The organism is Oceanobacillus sp. CAU 1775 (assembly GCF_054482815.1).
Genome location: NZ_JBTLRO010000007.1, coordinates 1 through 16,859, shown reverse-complemented (window position 1 = coordinate 16,859; position 16,859 = coordinate 1). Strand labels below are relative to the sequence as shown.

General features: G+C 36.3%; 22 protein-coding genes. 5 read left to right on the top strand and 17 right to left on the bottom strand.

What is annotated here, in order from left to right:
• Positions 1–262: 262 nt before the first annotated feature.
• The 15 genes from ACXYMZ_RS12375 to ACXYMZ_RS12305 form a co-directional block, all read right to left on the bottom strand.
• Entirely contained in the window at positions 263–1,396 is a 1,134-nt protein-coding gene (locus ACXYMZ_RS12375) for an MBL fold metallo-hydrolase (RefSeq protein WP_458948720.1), read from the bottom strand.
• Between the two features lie 50 nt (positions 1,397–1,446).
• On the bottom strand, positions 1,447–1,683 hold the full coding sequence (locus ACXYMZ_RS12370; protein WP_458948719.1) for a glutaredoxin family protein: 237 nt from the start codon (positions 1,681–1,683) through the stop codon (positions 1,447–1,449).
• Between the two features lie 16 nt (positions 1,684–1,699).
• On the bottom strand, positions 1,700–2,272 hold the full coding sequence (locus ACXYMZ_RS12365) for a rhodanese-like domain-containing protein (protein ID WP_458948718.1): 573 nt from the start codon (positions 2,270–2,272) through the stop codon (positions 1,700–1,702).
• A gap of 19 nt (positions 2,273–2,291) precedes the next feature.
• A complete protein-coding gene (locus tag ACXYMZ_RS12360) occupies positions 2,292–2,588 on the bottom strand; it encodes a rhodanese-like domain-containing protein (protein ID WP_458948717.1) in 297 nt (98 codons plus the stop codon).
• Positions 2,589–2,613: 25 nt separating this feature from the next.
• Positions 2,614–2,979 (bottom strand): rhodanese-like domain-containing protein, encoded by a 366-nt coding sequence (locus ACXYMZ_RS12355; RefSeq protein ID WP_458948716.1) that lies wholly within the window; start codon positions 2,977–2,979, stop codon positions 2,614–2,616.
• Positions 2,980–2,993: 14 nt separating this feature from the next.
• Positions 2,994–3,473, bottom strand: coding sequence for a DsrE/DsrF/DrsH-like family protein (locus ACXYMZ_RS12350; protein WP_458948715.1), 480 nt, complete (start codon positions 3,471–3,473; stop codon positions 2,994–2,996).
• 150 nt (positions 3,474–3,623) lie between these two features.
• On the bottom strand, positions 3,624–3,884 hold the full coding sequence (locus tag ACXYMZ_RS12345; protein WP_458948714.1) for a metal-sensitive transcriptional regulator: 261 nt from the start codon (positions 3,882–3,884) through the stop codon (positions 3,624–3,626).
• A complete protein-coding gene (locus ACXYMZ_RS12340) occupies positions 3,856–4,266 on the bottom strand; it encodes a hypothetical protein (protein WP_458948713.1) in 411 nt (136 codons plus the stop codon). Before ACXYMZ_RS12340 ends, ACXYMZ_RS12345 begins: the two co-directional genes overlap by 29 nt.
• A 139-nt stretch (positions 4,267–4,405) precedes the next feature.
• A complete protein-coding gene (locus ACXYMZ_RS12335; RefSeq protein ID WP_458948712.1) occupies positions 4,406–4,765 on the bottom strand; it encodes a YidH family protein in 360 nt (119 codons plus the stop codon).
• 99 nt (positions 4,766–4,864) lie between these two features.
• Positions 4,865–5,434, bottom strand: a complete 570-nt coding sequence (locus ACXYMZ_RS12330; protein WP_458948711.1) for a class I SAM-dependent methyltransferase — start codon at positions 5,432–5,434, stop codon at positions 4,865–4,867.
• A 25-nt stretch (positions 5,435–5,459) separates the two neighbouring features.
• A complete protein-coding gene (locus ACXYMZ_RS12325) occupies positions 5,460–6,011 on the bottom strand; it encodes a carbonic anhydrase (protein WP_458948710.1) in 552 nt (183 codons plus the stop codon).
• Between the two features lie 16 nt (positions 6,012–6,027).
• Positions 6,028–7,689, bottom strand: a complete 1,662-nt coding sequence (locus ACXYMZ_RS12320) for a SulP family inorganic anion transporter (protein ID WP_458948709.1) — start codon at positions 7,687–7,689, stop codon at positions 6,028–6,030.
• Positions 7,690–7,841: 152 nt separating this feature from the next.
• Positions 7,842–8,069 (bottom strand): sulfurtransferase TusA family protein, encoded by a 228-nt coding sequence (locus ACXYMZ_RS12315; protein ID WP_458948708.1) that lies wholly within the window; start codon positions 8,067–8,069, stop codon positions 7,842–7,844.
• A gap of 28 nt (positions 8,070–8,097) precedes the next feature.
• Positions 8,098–8,493 (bottom strand): DsrE/DsrF/DrsH-like family protein, encoded by a 396-nt coding sequence (locus ACXYMZ_RS12310; protein WP_458948707.1) that lies wholly within the window; start codon positions 8,491–8,493, stop codon positions 8,098–8,100.
• A 27-nt stretch (positions 8,494–8,520) separates the two neighbouring features.
• On the bottom strand, positions 8,521–9,084 hold the full coding sequence (locus tag ACXYMZ_RS12305) for a sulfurtransferase TusA family protein (protein ID WP_458948706.1): 564 nt from the start codon (positions 9,082–9,084) through the stop codon (positions 8,521–8,523).
• A gap of 256 nt (positions 9,085–9,340) precedes the next feature.
• On the opposite strand from ACXYMZ_RS12305, the gene ACXYMZ_RS12300 reads away from it, so the two are divergent.
• From ACXYMZ_RS12300 to ACXYMZ_RS12280, 5 genes are all read left to right on the top strand, one after another.
• Entirely contained in the window at positions 9,341–10,477 is a 1,137-nt protein-coding gene (locus tag ACXYMZ_RS12300; protein WP_458948705.1) for an MBL fold metallo-hydrolase, read from the top strand.
• A gap of 138 nt (positions 10,478–10,615) precedes the next feature.
• Positions 10,616–10,831, top strand: coding sequence for a hypothetical protein (locus tag ACXYMZ_RS12295; protein ID WP_458948704.1), 216 nt, complete (start codon positions 10,616–10,618; stop codon positions 10,829–10,831).
• A 121-nt stretch (positions 10,832–10,952) separates the two neighbouring features.
• Complete coding sequence (locus tag ACXYMZ_RS12290; protein WP_458948703.1) at positions 10,953–12,410, top strand: spore germination protein; 1,458 nt, start codon at positions 10,953–10,955, stop codon at positions 12,408–12,410.
• Positions 12,411–12,498: 88 nt separating this feature from the next.
• A complete protein-coding gene (locus tag ACXYMZ_RS12285; protein ID WP_458948702.1) occupies positions 12,499–13,596 on the top strand; it encodes a GerAB/ArcD/ProY family transporter in 1,098 nt (365 codons plus the stop codon).
• On the top strand, positions 13,593–14,663 hold the full coding sequence (locus tag ACXYMZ_RS12280) for a Ger(x)C family spore germination protein (RefSeq protein WP_458948701.1): 1,071 nt from the start codon (positions 13,593–13,595) through the stop codon (positions 14,661–14,663). Before ACXYMZ_RS12285 ends, ACXYMZ_RS12280 begins: the two co-directional genes overlap by 4 nt.
• Before the next feature lie 605 nt (positions 14,664–15,268).
• Here the strand turns inward: ACXYMZ_RS12280 and ACXYMZ_RS12275 are convergent.
• Both ACXYMZ_RS12275 and ACXYMZ_RS12270 read right to left on the bottom strand, forming a co-directional pair.
• Positions 15,269–15,715, bottom strand: coding sequence for a hypothetical protein (locus ACXYMZ_RS12275; RefSeq protein WP_458948700.1), 447 nt, complete (start codon positions 15,713–15,715; stop codon positions 15,269–15,271).
• Between the two features lie 9 nt (positions 15,716–15,724).
• Positions 15,725–16,708: a DUF3231 family protein gene (locus ACXYMZ_RS12270; RefSeq protein WP_458948699.1), complete on the bottom strand. Its 984-nt coding sequence runs from the start codon at positions 16,706–16,708 to the stop codon at positions 15,725–15,727.
• Positions 16,709–16,859 lie beyond the last annotated feature (151 nt).

Genomic DNA, 16,859 nt, shown 5'->3' with positions numbered 1-16,859 from the left:
TCCTACCAGGAGCCAAATTAAAACCCCAGGTCATATTGGTGGAATTTTTTTAAAACGAGGGGGTTTTTTATTGATTCCTCACGTTCCATTTCCACAATGATTTTTGCTTTTCCCCAACCAAATCACCTTACCTATTTTTTTATAAAAGGGGAACCAGATTGATCCCCACTATTTAGTTTTATCCTTCAGTATTCATGTTGTTACAGAAACTCTTTATACCCTATACCGTATAAAAGAGCCCAAAACTTTTTCGCTATTTATCTTAAGCTGTATGATGAACAGCACAACGGTTTGGCCCAATTTCAAGCTCCTGCATTTGTTCAATATCTGCTGATTCATATCCACGGTTTATAGCGACAATTTCTTCAAAGTTTGGTGGTTTTACAGAACTAGCTGATTTTTCAACATGATCGAGAAAATCTTCTTCTGTCGTGTTAAACATCTTTTCGTTCCGTTCACGAATGTTTCCTAGTGTATCTCCAATAAACCCAGCTGTATTTTGTTCTTGCTCAAAGTCAGCATAATGGCCGGGAAGTACTATGACATCATTAGCGATTTCGGAAATCTTGGAATACACAGTGCTGTATAGATCTTTCGCCCATTCTCTTACTTTGTTTCCAAGATCCGGACGACCTAGGCCACTTACAAAAATGGTGTCGCCTGAGAATAACAATTTATTATTGACAAGGAATGATACACTTCCAGGTGTATGACCTGGAGTTTTTACAGCCAATACCTCAAGCGTTATTTTACTAAATTCAATTTTCTCATAGTCTTCTAGAGGGATGAAATCAAAGATAGCCCCTTCGCTTTTCATCAAGTAATATTTCGCACCGAGTTTATTCGCCAACATCGTTCCACCTGAAATATGGTCAGCGTGAAGATGTGAATCGACGACATGCGTAATGGTTGCACCAACCTCTTTCGCTGTCAATTCATACTGTTCGATAAAACGTGATGGATCAACAATGAGTGCTTCATCCTCAGATACAACCATATAAGAAAGACAGCCTTTTCCGACACGGACAAATTGATAGACGCTAATCTCTTTATCCTCATATACCTTGACTTTGTGCAAAAATTCACTCCATGCTTTCATACCGCCTTTGAGATAGACAGCTTCCATACCTGCTTCTTTAAGCATTTCCGCGACCATCATGGAGGAACCCTCCTTTGCACAAACAACAAGAATTTCTTTATCTTTAGGAAGCTTATCTTGAATGGGTTCAATTCCATCAATCAATTCAAAATAAGGGACATTTAAATATTCAAAGTTTTGGCTTTCAATTTTCCAATCATTAAAGTCGTTTTCATTCCGTACATCAAGGAGAAATACGTGTTCTTTGTTTAAGACTTTTTCATTTACCTCTTTCGCAGATATTGCTTGCACAGTCATTTTACATACCTCCATCATTAGATTATTTAAAAAACCTATTAACCCTTTTCTTACGAGCGACTTAATGCCCTCATTATGCTGTTTGGATCGAAGCCAATAATCCATTCACCATTGATTTCAGTTTGTGGTACACCCATTTGACCTGTTTTTTGTATAAGTTGTTGTACCATTTCCGGATTCCTTTCAAGATTTACTTCCTTAAAAGGAATATCTTTTTCAGATAAAAAATTCTTTATCATGACACAATATGGACACTGCGTTGTAGTATAAACCGTAATATTATTCATAGTTAAAGCCCCCTTTTTATTGATTTAAGCATGCAGTTTCTTCTTCCCACTGACTCATTCCCGGCATGACATTCGTTACATTCGTAAAACCTATTGCGGCTAACTTTTGTGCAGCTAAATCACTCCTGTTGCCTGTACGACAAATAACATATATTTCATCTGCTTTATCCAGTTCATGTAAGCAATTTTCAAGTTCTCCTAATGGAATGGAAACCGCCCCTGGAATATGGTTGAAAGCATATTCTGCATGCTCACGCACATCAACGACAACCACTTTTTCATTCGCAGCCAGTTTACGTTGTAAATCGGCATTACTAATCATATGAGGATGTTTTTTTTCTTGTTTTTCTTCTTCACTGCTTGCTTTTCTAAGGTAATGTTTTAATATATCTCCTTCTTCTACTGTCCCTAAATATTGATGGCCAACACTCTCTGCCCATGCTTTTAAATCGGCTTTGGAACCTTTGTCCGTTGCTTGAATCTCCAATACTTGACCTGGTAATAGCTCGCTTACCATTTTCTTAGTTTTTACGATTGGCATGGGGCAAGCCAACCCTCTTGCATCCAGCACGTTGTCAACTTTAATCATTTTTAATCCTCCCAATGAATTATTTCATACTACCTTTCCATTCAAGCATGCCGCCAACCATATTACTCGCGTTATACCCGTGTGATGTTAGAAACTGTGTGGCAAGGCCACTCCGATTCCCTGAGCGACATACGATAATATATTTACTTGTTTTATCCAATTCATCTAGTCGTGTTTGTAACTCACCTAGAGGAATATGAATCGCTTCAGGTATTTTACCAGCCGCAACTTCGTCATTTTCACGAACGTCTATGATTATTACATCATTGGATTCCATTAATAAATTCTCTGTTTCATTCGTTGTAATTTCTTTCACGAGTTTGACCCTCCTTTCTTCACGTTTAATTCCGCCACACTGCCATCCCGCCTTTTACATTTGTGACCTTTGGAAAATTAAACTTCTTAAGAATCCTAGTCGCTTTGTTACTTCTCATACCACTTTGACAAATGACAACAATCTCCTTATCTTTTGAAAGTTCTTGATGGCGTTGTTTTATTTCTGCCAATGGGATATTTTTAAACCCTTGGATATGATTCGTTTTAAATTCATATGGAGTTCGAACGTCAATGAATTGATAGCCCTTTTCTTTTAGGATTTTTTTCAAATCATTCGTTTCAATTTGTCTTACCCCTTTTGCAGGTATAAATCGTTGGAAAATAAACCAGATTAAAATTAGAATGATGAGAGCATTTATGATGTATTCCATTAGTTAACACCTCACTATATAAACAAATTCACATTTCCATCTTCCGCATCGGCTAAATATGCTCCAACCCCTGCATATTCAAGGCCATCTATTAATTCTTCTTTTTGAAGACCTAAGAGGTCCATTGTCATTGTACATGCGACTAATTTTATATCTTGTTCTTTTGCCATATTGATTAACTCTGGTAAAGGAACAGCATTATGCTTTTTGATGACATGTTTAATCATTTTCGGACCCATACCCGCAAAGTTCATTTTTGAAAGACCCATGTTATCTGCCCCACGTGGCATCATTTTTCCAAACATTTTTTCTAAAAAACCTTTTTTCACAGATACTTGTTCGTCTTTTCGAAATGCATTCAATCCCCAAAATGTGGCGAATATCGTAACCTCGTGATCATAAGCGGCTGCCCCGTTTGCAATAATAAAGGCTGCCATCGCTTTATCGTAGTCTCCACTGAATAAAATAATGGTTGTTTTTTTCTTTTCAGTCATGTTTTTCACTCCTTGTATTATTTGGTATTATACCTATATGGGTATTAAATGATTTAAAAAAATATCCTTCAAGTCTTTACTAATACATATATCCCTATGGGTATATTAATTGTTTATAATACATTTGTCAATAAATATTTTTATATGTTATTATCTGCTTTTTACTAGCAGGTTGACAGCTTCTTGTATATGAGTTTCTGTATCTTCTCCCTTCTCAATTTGTTCTCTTATGCAATGTTCCAAATTTGAACTTACAACGACTGCTATTGCGCGATCCAATGCGTTTCTTGCGGCAGTCATCTGGGAAACAAGGTCTTTACAATCTTTCTCTTCTTCCATCATTCTCAAAATTGCTTTTACTTGTCCTTCTACTCTTTTTACTCTATTTTTCATTTGGACATTGTATTCCATGATTTTCCCTCCTTTTTCTACAGCAGTATTTTTTTGATTGTTTTTCTGAATCTTGCTCTAAATAATAACCATTTATTTCAATCCCCTTCTTAGCTAGAAAACGGACACTTAACTTTATATCTATCAGTTCTGAGGCAACAAGGAAAATATTTCTATGTTTTATATCATGATAGTATCTCTTTAGATAAGAAAACGGAATATTAACCGCCCCCTCAACTGGAAATCTATGAGCAATCGAATAATCTCTTACATCGACAACAACTGTATCAGTATTTCCGCTTATCTTATCCAGTTCAATACAAGTAAATCCAAAAATGGGCACGTATCTTTTATAGAAGGAGTTAATTATAAATAACATAAAAAGAACGATAACAGCAGTCATTTAAACACCCCATGAATAACTTTATAATTACTGTCATTAGATTACACTTGGAAAAATATATAATATTCATTTAACCACATATCTACCACCTTTCTTTTACTACCACAATAGTATACCCATATAGGTATTTAGTCAAGTGTTAATTGACGCTAAATAAATAGTAAATAGAAAACAATAATAGACCTGAACAAATAACAGTTGTCATAAAAATAATGATTATAAATGAAGAATGGAATGTTAGTGTATTAATGTTTCTCCTATTGCGAAAATAAATAAGAGTTGCAAAGAAAATCGTTATTAGTCCTAGTAATAGTGAAAACAAACTAATCAGCGTTGCAAGCGTATCATCCAAGTGCTCTTTCATAGACGTGTTAAAGTGTAAGGTTGTTGCTAAAAATCCAATGCCTATGAAAGCAATAGCTGTCCTAATCCATGCTAAATACGTTCTTTCATTCGCTAAATGTTGTTGAATGTATTTGGATTCATCACTTTGTTTCATCTAGACATGACCTCCAAATAGTTATGAGTCTAATGACTCCATCTCTCAGTGAGTGTCACCATCTCTTACTAAGAGACTTAAAAAATTTATATACTTTTGTTAATTGACGATACCTGTAAGACCATAAATAGTATCATTAGAGTACGATATTTCAACAGCAAAACCTTGTTTCTTCAGAATTTCTATCATATTTGAAGAAGATATTCTTTCATGTAATGGAGGCCCCATTTCAGATTCTAGCGCTTCCCATTCAAGAATAAATACTCGCCCTTTAGTTTTTAAAATTCGTTTCACTTCTGTTAGTACCTTTTGAAGATTAAGTACTTCATGTAAGACTAACGAAATAAACGCTTTATCAACAGAATGATCGTCAAGGTTAACTTTTTCTAAGTCACTTATTACATATTGAATGTTTTCTACGTTTGCTTCATTGGCTCGTTCTCGTAATCGTTCTAGCATTTTTGGTTCAATATCAACCGCATAAACTATTGTTTTCGTTTTTTCTCCCAATGGGATTGTAAAAAAGCCATTGCCTGCTCCGAGATCTGCAACAACCTCCCCTTCTTCCACACCAAAAACCTCAATGAGTTTATTCGGATCGTGTAATTTATACCGTTTTGAGTCAATTAGTTTATTAGCTTTACTAGGATCAAAACGCTTTCCAGACATTTGTTTACCTCCACTCACTATAATTTTAAGTTAATCTTTCAAGTTCTCCTGATTCAACGTGGAATAAACAACCTCTTACTTCAACATTATTTCCATAAGCTTTATAGATTGGGTGCTGTTTTAAATGTTCCACTTGTTTTAATACATTGATTTTCGCAAGTTCATCCATAGAGATCTCTTTCAGATCATGTTTACTTGGTAGGCTTTCTCGAACATTAGAAATCCATCCATGTAATTCTTTTTCATCATTATCTAACCAAGCAGCTTTTATCCCTCCACACTCTGTATGGCCCTTGATGAGTATTTTTTTAACATTAAGATGTACCAGGGCAAAATAAAGACTGGCTGAAAAGCTTTCATCCTCAGTAACAACTTGATTAGCAATGTTCCGGTGAACAAACATTTGACCGAGCGGCATCTGCGTAATAATAGACGGGCTTACCCGTGAATCACTACAAGATAAAACGAAATATTCAGGTGCTTGTCCTTTTTTCAATTCATCAAAAAAGAAAGGATCGACTTCTTTTATTTTACGAATAAATTCTTCATTTTTTTCTCGCAACTCTAGGTCTTCCAATTTCGTTCACTCTCCTTTATTTGTTCACTGTCTTCAAGGCATGTTCTAAAGACAGGTGCTGCAGTTTATCCTTATATTTTTCTTCCCATTTAGCTTTTTTCAGTAAATCCATAACAGGCCCTTTAATTCCTGCAAATAAAAATTGAATATTTCCTTGACTACAGTTCTCCATCATTCTTTCTAGAGAGTGGATGGCAACAGCATCGATTGAGTTCACTCCCGAAAAGTCCAATATAATCCATTTAAGTTGAGGCTTTTCTCCGACACGTTCACATAATTTATCTTCTAAAAAGGTCATATTCGCAAAGTAAAGAGAGGCATCCACTCTAAAAATCAAGACTTCAGGATCTACTTTTACATTGGGAAAACGTTTCACATTTCGAAAAACATTCTCTTCTGGCAAATACCCCAATTCAGCAACATGTGGATACGCACTTCTACCTATAAAAACAAGTAAAGAAAAAGCCAAACCGATTAAGATACCTTGCTCTATCCCGATGGTAAGAGTTGCCATAAATGTAACGACCCACGTCCATCCATCTAGACTGCGAACGTTAAACAAATATTTTGCTTCTTTTATATCAATTAAACTATAGACAGCGACCATAATAATGGCTGCAAGAACCGCCTGTGGAAGGAAATAAAATAGTCCAGTAAAGAATAGTAGAGTTAATAAAATTAAAATGGCCGTAATAATCGATGCAAGTGGTGTTCTTGCACCTGCTTGATAGTTAACAGCTGAACGAGAAAACCCTCCCGTGACCGGATAGGCAGAAAAAAATGACCCTGCCACATTAGCTAACCCTAATCCAACCAATTCTTTATTCGGAACAACTTTATACTTTTCTTTTGTCGCAATAGCTTTTGCCATCGCGATAGATTCCATAAAGCCAATAAATGAAATCGTTAACGCTACGGGAAGTAGTGCCATAAATGACTCGAGAGTAAACGCAGGGAATGATAATACCGGCAATCCCTTCGGAACCTCACCAACGATTTTCACGCCCAATTCTTGCAGCTGCAAAAAGTAAACGACTAAAATGCTTAATACTACAACGACAAGTGGACCAGGCACTTTAGGTACATATTTTTTTAATCCAATGAGCAGAAGGATGCTCCCAATGCCAATTGCAAATGCAATCACGTTTGCTTCCGATACTTTGCTGATGGCTTCCCATAAAATTAAAAATACGTTGTCGGACTCTAATTTAATACCGAGTAAATGCTTTAACTGACTTAGGCCAATAATGATAGCTGCAGCTGAAGTAAAACCGCTAATGACCGCATGTGATAAGAAGTTAACTAAAAAGCCTAGACGCAAAACACCCATCAAAAATTGGATCAATCCGATCATTAACATAAGCAAAAGTGCTAATGATATATATTCCTCCGTGCCCGGCTCAGCGATAGTTGACACACCAGCTAGAACTAATAAGGAGACCATCGCAACAGGTCCGACAGCTAATTGGCGTGACGTACCAAACAAAGCATAAATAATTAATGGAATCGTAGCCGCATATAGCCCAATAACAGGTGGAAGCCCAGCTAACATTGCATACGCCATTCCTTGGGGAATAAGCATAATTGCTACGATTAACCCCGCCGATAAGTCCCCGCTTAAATCAGACTTTTTATAATTAAGAATCCAATCAAATGCGGGAATAAATCTTTTAAACACATTCGTTCTCTCCTTTCTTTAATGTACTCCTGTCCTGTCTTGCAAAACTTGATTATCCTCTTAATCTAATTAAAACGGATTCTACTGTATCTATCCTTATATCAAGGAAGGGGCGCATAATAAAATGCCCCTTACCCATTCGTCATTTTCTTTTAGCCTTTTTTAATCCAAAATTTCAAAACACCATCTTCTTCCGTATCCTTCAACAATTCATGACCCCCTGATTTCGCCCATGCGGCTAAATCGTTCTTTGCACCTTTGTCTGTTGCGTGAATTTCAAGCACTTGACCTCTTTCCAACTCATTCATTGCTTTTTTTGTTCGAACGATTGGCATTGGGCATGCGAGACCTTTTGCATCTAAAATTTTATTAGCGTCCATTTTTTCACTCTCTCCCTTTAAATATCATTTAAAATGTTAATGTAATATTGGCATCTGAAGCAAAATGAATAAAGCTTGCTGCGCCCGCAACTTCAATTCCATCAACGAATGCATCCTTATCAAGCTCCATAACATCCATTGTCATTTGACAAGCAATCAACTTCACACCCATTTCTCGTGCCATTTCCACTAACTCTGGAATCGATGGCACATTTTGCTTTTCAAATCCTGCTTGGAAATGCTCACGGCCTTCAGGCATTGGAAGCTGCTTATGTCCTTCTTTGTGTATCAAATTTAATCCCTCAAACGTAAAGAAGATTCCAACTTCTGCATCACTTGCTGCTGCGGCTGTTGCAACGTTAAATACTTTATAAGCGTCAAATAAACCACCATTACTTGCGATAATTGCCACTTTTTTTGCCATTTTACATTCCTCCATATTTTATTTACTTTATTCAACAGGGCCGGACCATTCCATCATGCCCTGAACTACATTTTTTACTTTTGAAAAGCCCTTTTCAGCTAGTTGTTTTGATGCTAAATCACTGCGGTTGCCCGTGCGGCATACCACATAAATTTCACTTTCTTTATCTAACTCCTCTGTGCGATCCTCTAGTTCACCCAGTGGGATGGATTTTGCACCGGGAATGTGCCCAAAGCTATACTCGGCTGGTTCGCGCACATCTAGGATAGTAATCTGTTCTCCTTCTTCTAACTTTTTTTGTAATTCATCATTTTGAATAACATGAGGATAGCTTGTCTCTTCTTTCACTTCAGATTTACTTGCTTTTCGTAGATAGTGCTTTAATAGATCCCCATCTTCTGTTGACCCAAGATACTGATGCCCGCTGCTTTTTGCCCATGCTTGAATATCGGCAAGTGACCCTTTATCTGTCGCCTGTACTTCGATCACTTGACCAGGTTGTAAATCATCCACAGCTTTTTTTGTTTTAACGATTGGCATTGGACAAGCAAGACCTTTGGCATCTAACACTACATCGGCTTTAATTGTCATCTCTTTATCCCTCCATTCTATACTCATTATTCAATCAAGATTGGTATTCCCATTGATAATAAACACCAATTCTATTTTTTACCTAATCCTTTTTTTTTATTCCCACCTTCTTTCCTCACATTTTAATACGCGTACCCCTACATGTATATTAACAAGCAAGAAGATAACCGTCAAGGTTAAAAAATTTGAATCTGAATAATTTGTTGTCCTTGGGTTATATTATTAGACGAACTCTAGTTGAATGGAGGCAGAAAAAATGAGTATCGAACCCATCAATTCAAATGAACTTGCAAAAAAAATCATCAATAAGGAAAGCTTGTTTATCTTAGATGTACGCAATACCGAAGAGTATAACGATTGGAAAATTGAAGGTGAAAACATTCAATCTATCAATGTTCCCTATTTTGAATTATTGGAAGGTGTTGACACACTAGAAGGTAAAGTGACCAAGGACAAAGATGTACTGGTCATTTGTGCCAAAGAGGGATCTTCTAAATATGTGGCAGAGCAATTAGACGAAGCAAGTTATCGTAATGTCTCTTTCCTTCAGGGCGGGATGAAGGCATGGAGTGAATACCTTTACGGAACGAAAGTGTACCAGGATGAGGATATCACCGTTTACCAACTCATCCGTATGGGTAAAGGCTGCTTATCTTATATGATATTATCTGGTGATGAGATGCTTATCGTAGACCCGTTACGTTTTATCGATGTGTATGAAAAGACTGCAACTAAACATAACGTAAACATTAAACACCTTGTTGACTCCCATTTACATGCCGATCATATTTCCGGAGGACCTGAACTATCAAGAAAAACGGGAGCAAAGTATTATTTAATGAAAAGCGAAGGAGCCATCTTTGATTTTGAACCATTGGAAAAGTATGAAAAAATACAATTTGAAAAGGTAAAATTGGAAGTTCTTGCAGTAAAAACACCGGGTCATACACCTGGAAGTGTTTCATTTTTTGTCAATGACAAATTTCTGTTTTCCGGTGATACCATCTTTGTTAGTGGACTTGGACGCCCAGATCTAGGCGGTAAAGTACGAGAGTGGGCTAATGACTTGTATGAAACTGTATACAGTAAAGTTTCCAAAATTGCTGATGATGTCATTGTGCTTCCTGCACACTTCGCAGATTTCGATAAGGAGTTCAATGATGGAGGATATATTGGTGATACGTTAGGTAATATTCGAGAAAAAAATGAAAGAATGTTTAATGTCAATCGAGAACATTTCATCGAACAGGTTGAAAAGTCGGCCAGCTCTGAAAAACCGCCTAATTTTGAAGAAATTGTCGCCATTAACAGGGGTAAAGAAGTGGTGACAGAGGAAAGACTTTCTGAACTTGAAATTGGTCCAAATCGGTGTGCTGTCCATCACACAAATTAAAAAAAATGGTATTAAAATTCCCATTTTAATTGTTTTAAACTTCGGGATCAATTACAGAAGGGATAGTGAACATTTCTAAATGATGGGGTGTTCTCTACTTCTTTATATTTAATCAATTTCTAAAAAGGGAGTATTAAGATGTTAAAAAAAACCTTAGATTTGCAAAATGATATTTTGCTATTATGCGGAATATATTTTGCCCTTCGATTTATTTACATAAAAGATATTTATATAAAGGTAGGTGGATATACAATTAACATACTTATTTTACTTTTATGTACAATTGTAATGGTTGGAGTAAATAGAGTACTTGATGAAAAAATTATCGAAAAGATAAAATCATTAGATCCCTAAGAAATGAACTTATTTTATTAATTCTTAGGATAAAATTGATAATAATAAAAAAACGAGATGATATGGAATGGTAAGGAAAAATTACTTATATGAATTGTTCTGAAATAAAGAGGTGAAATTCATGCGGTTTCTGTGGAAAAAACAACAATCCAATAAATCTTCAATTAAGAATACAGTGGATCTTTCCAACAACAATACACCTCTACCATCAAACTTTGATCAAATGATAGAAAGAATTTTGTCACTCGTATCAAGTGACGATTTACAAATTATCCATATTGAAACCGCTAAGCTTACTTACTTTTACCTTGATACGATAGTGGATTCATTACGTTTGCACAAAGAAGTTATTTCTCAATTTGAACAGCTTGAAGGTAATCCTGAGAATTGGAAAATACTGTACCCCAATGGAGAGATTCGTCAACAGCTTGAAGAAGTTCTTGTCGATCTGATGCAGGGTCACGTCATTATTGCCCACCAAACATGGAAAGGGCAAATGGTTTCAATTTCTGTTGCTGATTTCAAAAAGCGTGCTGTTGAACAGCCACAATTAGATGCACCGCTTTTAGGTCCAAAAGACAGCTTTAACGAGGATTTGAATACGAATATTTCGCTGTTGCGGCGCTTTAACAAAGATGTAAATTTGACCGTGACCTATTTTACTGTGGGCGAACGTTCCAAAAACAAGGTTGCGCTCGTTTATTATCGCGATGTTGTTAATCCGGAATGGGTAGATGAAATTGCAGAAAATATAAAAAAAATACATATTGATCGCATCATTGGACACAAAACGTTGATGGAACTCATTATCGGCAGAAATCAAACCGTGTTCCCTTTGTATGAAATGACAGAAGTTCCCGCACGTACGACCCATTTTTTAAATGAAGGACGAATTGCAATTTTTCTAGACGGTTCGCCGTTTGCGTCCCTCCTACCGACAGTTTTCCTGAATATGTTTTTTGCAGGGGAGTACTTAACCCAAGGAAACATTATCGCTCTGTTCGTTCGGAGTCTTCGTGTTATTGCCGCTCTCTTAGCCCTATTTTCACCTGCACTTTATATTGCTCTCGTAGCAGTCAATACAGGAATTGTTCCATCAGAACTTGGCATCCTTATTGCCAGTGATCGCGCAGCGATCCCATATCCGGTCGTGATAGAAATTTTAGTATTGTTTATTATACTTGACATTTTTATTGAATCGACCTCGTTTGTACCTGGGCCAATTGGTTCAGCTTTAAATATTGTTGGTAGTCTAATCATCGGTCAGGCCGCTGCTCAAGCGGGTTTGGTGAGTCTAGCGAGCATCATTATTGCGGCCGTCACAGCAATTGGCACATTCCTCACCTTGTATCAGTTTACTTACGCATTGCGTATTTGGAAATACCCAATGATTCTCTCAGCAGCACTGCTCGGTGTTTATGGCATTGTTTGCTGTACGATTGTCATGACGGGACATCTTTGTAAATTGAAGTCATTGGGTGTACCATATATGAGCCCTATTTCCCCTTTGCGACTGCACGACGTGTTTGGCGGCTTAATTCCAAATAAGGATATTAGCGAGACGTGTTTGGCGGCTTAATTCCAAATAAGGATATTAGCGAAATGAGGTATAGACCACAAATGTGGGAAACGCCTGATAAAAAAAGGCAAGAAGGCGATTCTGACGAATGAATAAATATCCGCAAATATCCCCCCGTCAATGGTTTCATATCTCATTATTTTCGACCATTTGTGTGACACCTTTTGGATTTCCGTCAATCTTGTACCGACATTTAGGGAACGAAGCATGGCTGCCCATTGTAGCTGCTTATTTGTTGACGTTATGGAATGTATACGTGACACTACGGATTTGCGAAAGATTTAAAGATTTAAATTTGGTTCAATGGTCTAAAAAAATATTAGGACGATGGTTCGGCCGTCTATACTCGATCGGTACAATTATAGTTTTTTATTTATGGGGATTACTCATGCTGTATATATTTCTAGAATTAATTATGTATACGCAATTACCTTTCACTTCACGGTTTCTACTTCTGCTTTTTATTGTCGGCGTTGCCGTTTTCTTACTCGTAATGGGACTAGAGGTATGGGTCAGATGGGGAGAATTGTTTTCTATTTTATTAATCATCGGTCTTCTTCTCATCAATGTTCCACAATTTATGAACGTCTCATTCAGTCAAATATTACCTTTGAATACGACCTTCCTGGAACCAATGAAATATTTCAAACCAGAGATCATTGGCTCTTTATTCATTTTCCGCGGTATTTTTTCCCTTTATTTTCTTTATCCGCATATTAAAAAAAGTAACGGTTTGTTTCGGTGGTCAATATTAAGCATGACCGTAGCTTTTATAGAGGTTTTGCTTGCTGTCGTGCTTCCAATCATGATCTTCGGTGCCTCGTTCGCTGGAAAGTTGAGATTCCCCTACCAAGAATCTCTAGGGACAGTGACTTTAGTTTGGTTGCCGATTGAAAGACTTGCCATTTTGACACCTGTTGTATGGCAATTAATTATTATTTACGTGCTTTGCATTTCGCTATTTTCCACAGCTCGTGGCCTTAAGTCATTATTTAATGTCAAAAAGGAACAAAAAATTATCTACATCTTGGGAGTGGTAACCTTGGGTCTAGCAATGTATCCTTTACAGAGTCAAATTGTCTCAATGTTTATCACCTATTGGTCTTTCCTTGGTCTAATCCTATTAACTGTCATTCCAACTCTGATTTGGATGATATTGACTTTGAAAGGGACTAGAACCAGATGAAAAGAATGTATCGAATGATAGTGATGATTTTTCTTATTTTTGTTTCGGGCTGTAACGGTATTTACGAAATGAAACATCAAAGTTATATTACGGCAATCGGATTAGATTTGACGGAAGACAATAAAATCAATGTAAGTCTAATTGAATTATCGATAGATCCATCCGGCCAACAGGACTCTGATGAAAATAATCAACAAGGTCAAACGATAAATGCCAAAGTTATCGATACAAGTTGTACTTTTTTCCCGACTTGTTTCGATCAGCTTCGGGGTGAATTATCTGGTCGATTAACCCTAGATAAGGTGCAATATGTTTTGCTGGGAAAAAAATTGTTGAAATCAGGAGTTAAGCCATATTTCGATTATTTTTTTCACGTTGGTCAATTGGAACAAACCGTTAAGTTGTTTGTAACCGAGCAAAAAATTGCTGATTTTTTACAAAATGATGGTGGAACAATTATCACTCGTTTAATTGGAGCAATCCATTTCCATCCTCAAGTCTTCGATATAGAAATGTGGGAATTTGCCCCAAAAATATATACAAAGTTGCAAAGTCCGATTATTTCATCACTGTCGATTCAAGAAGATGATGTTAAATCAAATGCTGTTTACTTTCTAAAAGACGATAAGTTTGGCATGAAGCTACCTGCCACCGAAGGAGAGTTAATACATTTGCTTGTGAAGGATAAAATAAGTGAGGCAACCATTATGTTACAAAATGAGAAGGTTGCTTTCCGGATACGTAAATATAGTAATAATATGGATGTTTCATCGAAAGGTGTAGATTTGTATGTCAATATAAAAGGTTGGGTTCTCACTGGATATGAAGGAGAGAAACAAACAAATCTACGAGCTATATTCGATTTGGAAAAAGAGATTGAAAAAGAGATTCGTGACAAATTACAAGAGATTATCGACCATACCCAATCGGAAGGTATTGATTTTATGGGAATCGGCGAAAAGTTCAGGCATAAAAATTGGGATACCTCCGAATGGGAAACGCAATTAAAAGAGCTGAACATTCGTGTTCATGTCAATGCAAAGGTTTTATCAGGTTATGGTTCCTAAGTATATGGATATCATTATTTTTAATCGTAAACTGCTCGTTTAAACTTTAGTCATTCAGTAAACAATTCGCATTCTTTTACTTTACTATTTTATAAAAACAACCTTTAAAAAGATAATCGTTTACACAAAATCTCTTTTTAGAACAAAATTCCACTTTTCCGTTTTTTGCGGTGAGCAGAACCTGATTTTTAGCACTTCTTATTTTCCTAATCGTATTTATAGAGGCAGTTAAGCCCCATAATATTGGAGGTCTACACCTAAAACACCTGCTGTACATGTACATTTATACGCTGGTAATAACTTTCCTTCTATTTTGTTAATCATGAGAAGTGACACCAAAAGATTAGATACGATTTTGTCAGACATCTTGCTCAAAATGAGTTCGGTATTTTGCTAACGGATTCCATTTATAATTATGAGGTGCAAACGACAAAATCTTATAGGAAATCACAATATATTTCATACGATAGTTCACAACAAAGTAACGATTCAGTTCGCAAGAAGAGGAGCCAGGCTTTCAAGCTCCTTTCAATACGCTCTTATTTGCTGCTATTCTTTCTTTAACTAAATTTACGGAACATCATTAGTATCAATGAACAGAACATTCAATGGGGGGTATATTTCAATAGAACAAAGCGAAAGAGAAAACCTAAAATTAAACCTGGGATAACAAACAACATCGGAAGCCAAACAGGTCCAAATAATACTCCAAATAATCTTAAACTGGTGGAATAAATACATCCAACGGTAACAGAGTAGGCTGCAAAAACGAAGGGGAGAAAAGAATATGGTTGTTGTTCATCTCCTGCGTCTTTGTATGCATCCCACATTGCAAAAAAATAGAGACAAGGATAAAACATTAGCCATTCATAATTTGTTTGTTGAATAGCTTCTTCAATTTGCCCATGAAAACTTAGTAAGATAATTTTGTTGAAATTTGATTGAACATTGATTAAAAACTCTAAAAAGATAAGTATCAACTCTTTAAATAATTTACCGTTTAGCAGTTGACCAAAGCCGGGTAGGGCTATGCTCCAAAGTAATTTTTCCATTGGAAGAAATCAAAAATCCATTTTTGGTGGTTCCTCGATCCATCCCTTAGACATCATGAGCATAACACCTTCCCGACCGTACTCAAATATATCCTTTGCTTGCACCCCTGTTTTTGTTAACAAGTCATTACGCCACAGCAATGCACTACCAAAACCCTGCCCCCCCAGACTCATGCCACTTAAGAGAAAGTTGCAAAACATCATTAGTCTTTCTGAAAATGGGGCTATGGTTGAACCGGTAACTGTGCCCCCCGATGAAGCAGGAGGTTGAATATTATTTTGTAGTAGAATTTCTACGTTTTCTTTTATTATTTCTTTTGAAAGTTCCATACCTTTTATAAAATATTTTTGCACATCCTCATCTTTAGCACATTGAGCAAAACCCTTCAATAACTGCATCCCCGTAATATTGGTTTCAATCGCTCGATATAGCACACCAAATTCAATAGTATTTAATGAACGTCTGTGTCCCAAAATATTTGTACCTTTCATGTATTGTTTTTCGGTAATGTAATCAATTAATTTTGGCATAGTGACATAAGTTGGGCGGAGAAGAAGCGACTTTTCAAGAAGATATTGCGTAAACTGGTCATAATAATTCTCTGTTATTTCAGTAAGTTGTTTGTACATTTTAACTATGTCTTTTCTATAAGCTATTGTTAAATGGAGTGCATATAACCCTGTACTAATTTCCTTTAGAATCCGACTAAACATAATATCAAAGCCATTTTCCCATAACTTTGGTGCTTCCAAATTAATATCTTCTTGAATGAAACCTTCCGGGGATGCTGCCTCTTCATTTTCAAACATGGTTTTTATTTCGATAACTTTCGGATGAAGTTGCTTCCACAAACCTGACATAAGATTTTTTGCTTCTTCGTCATCAGCTTTTTCGATGAAATACTCCAACATCCGCAAAATCATTGTTTTTTTATGATATGTCAGCCATAATGAACCAAGTTCGGTAGAGCTTATTTTAGGTTGATTAGTCAAAATTTGCACCCTCCAAATATATATTTTAAATCACTAGCGTTGCATTAATTAATACGAAATATTTAAAATACCCATAATCTTCACTAATTTACTATGATGCAAAGAAAAAGTCCTTTATAATGGATATAGTCAGGTGGTAACCCGTCCAAAT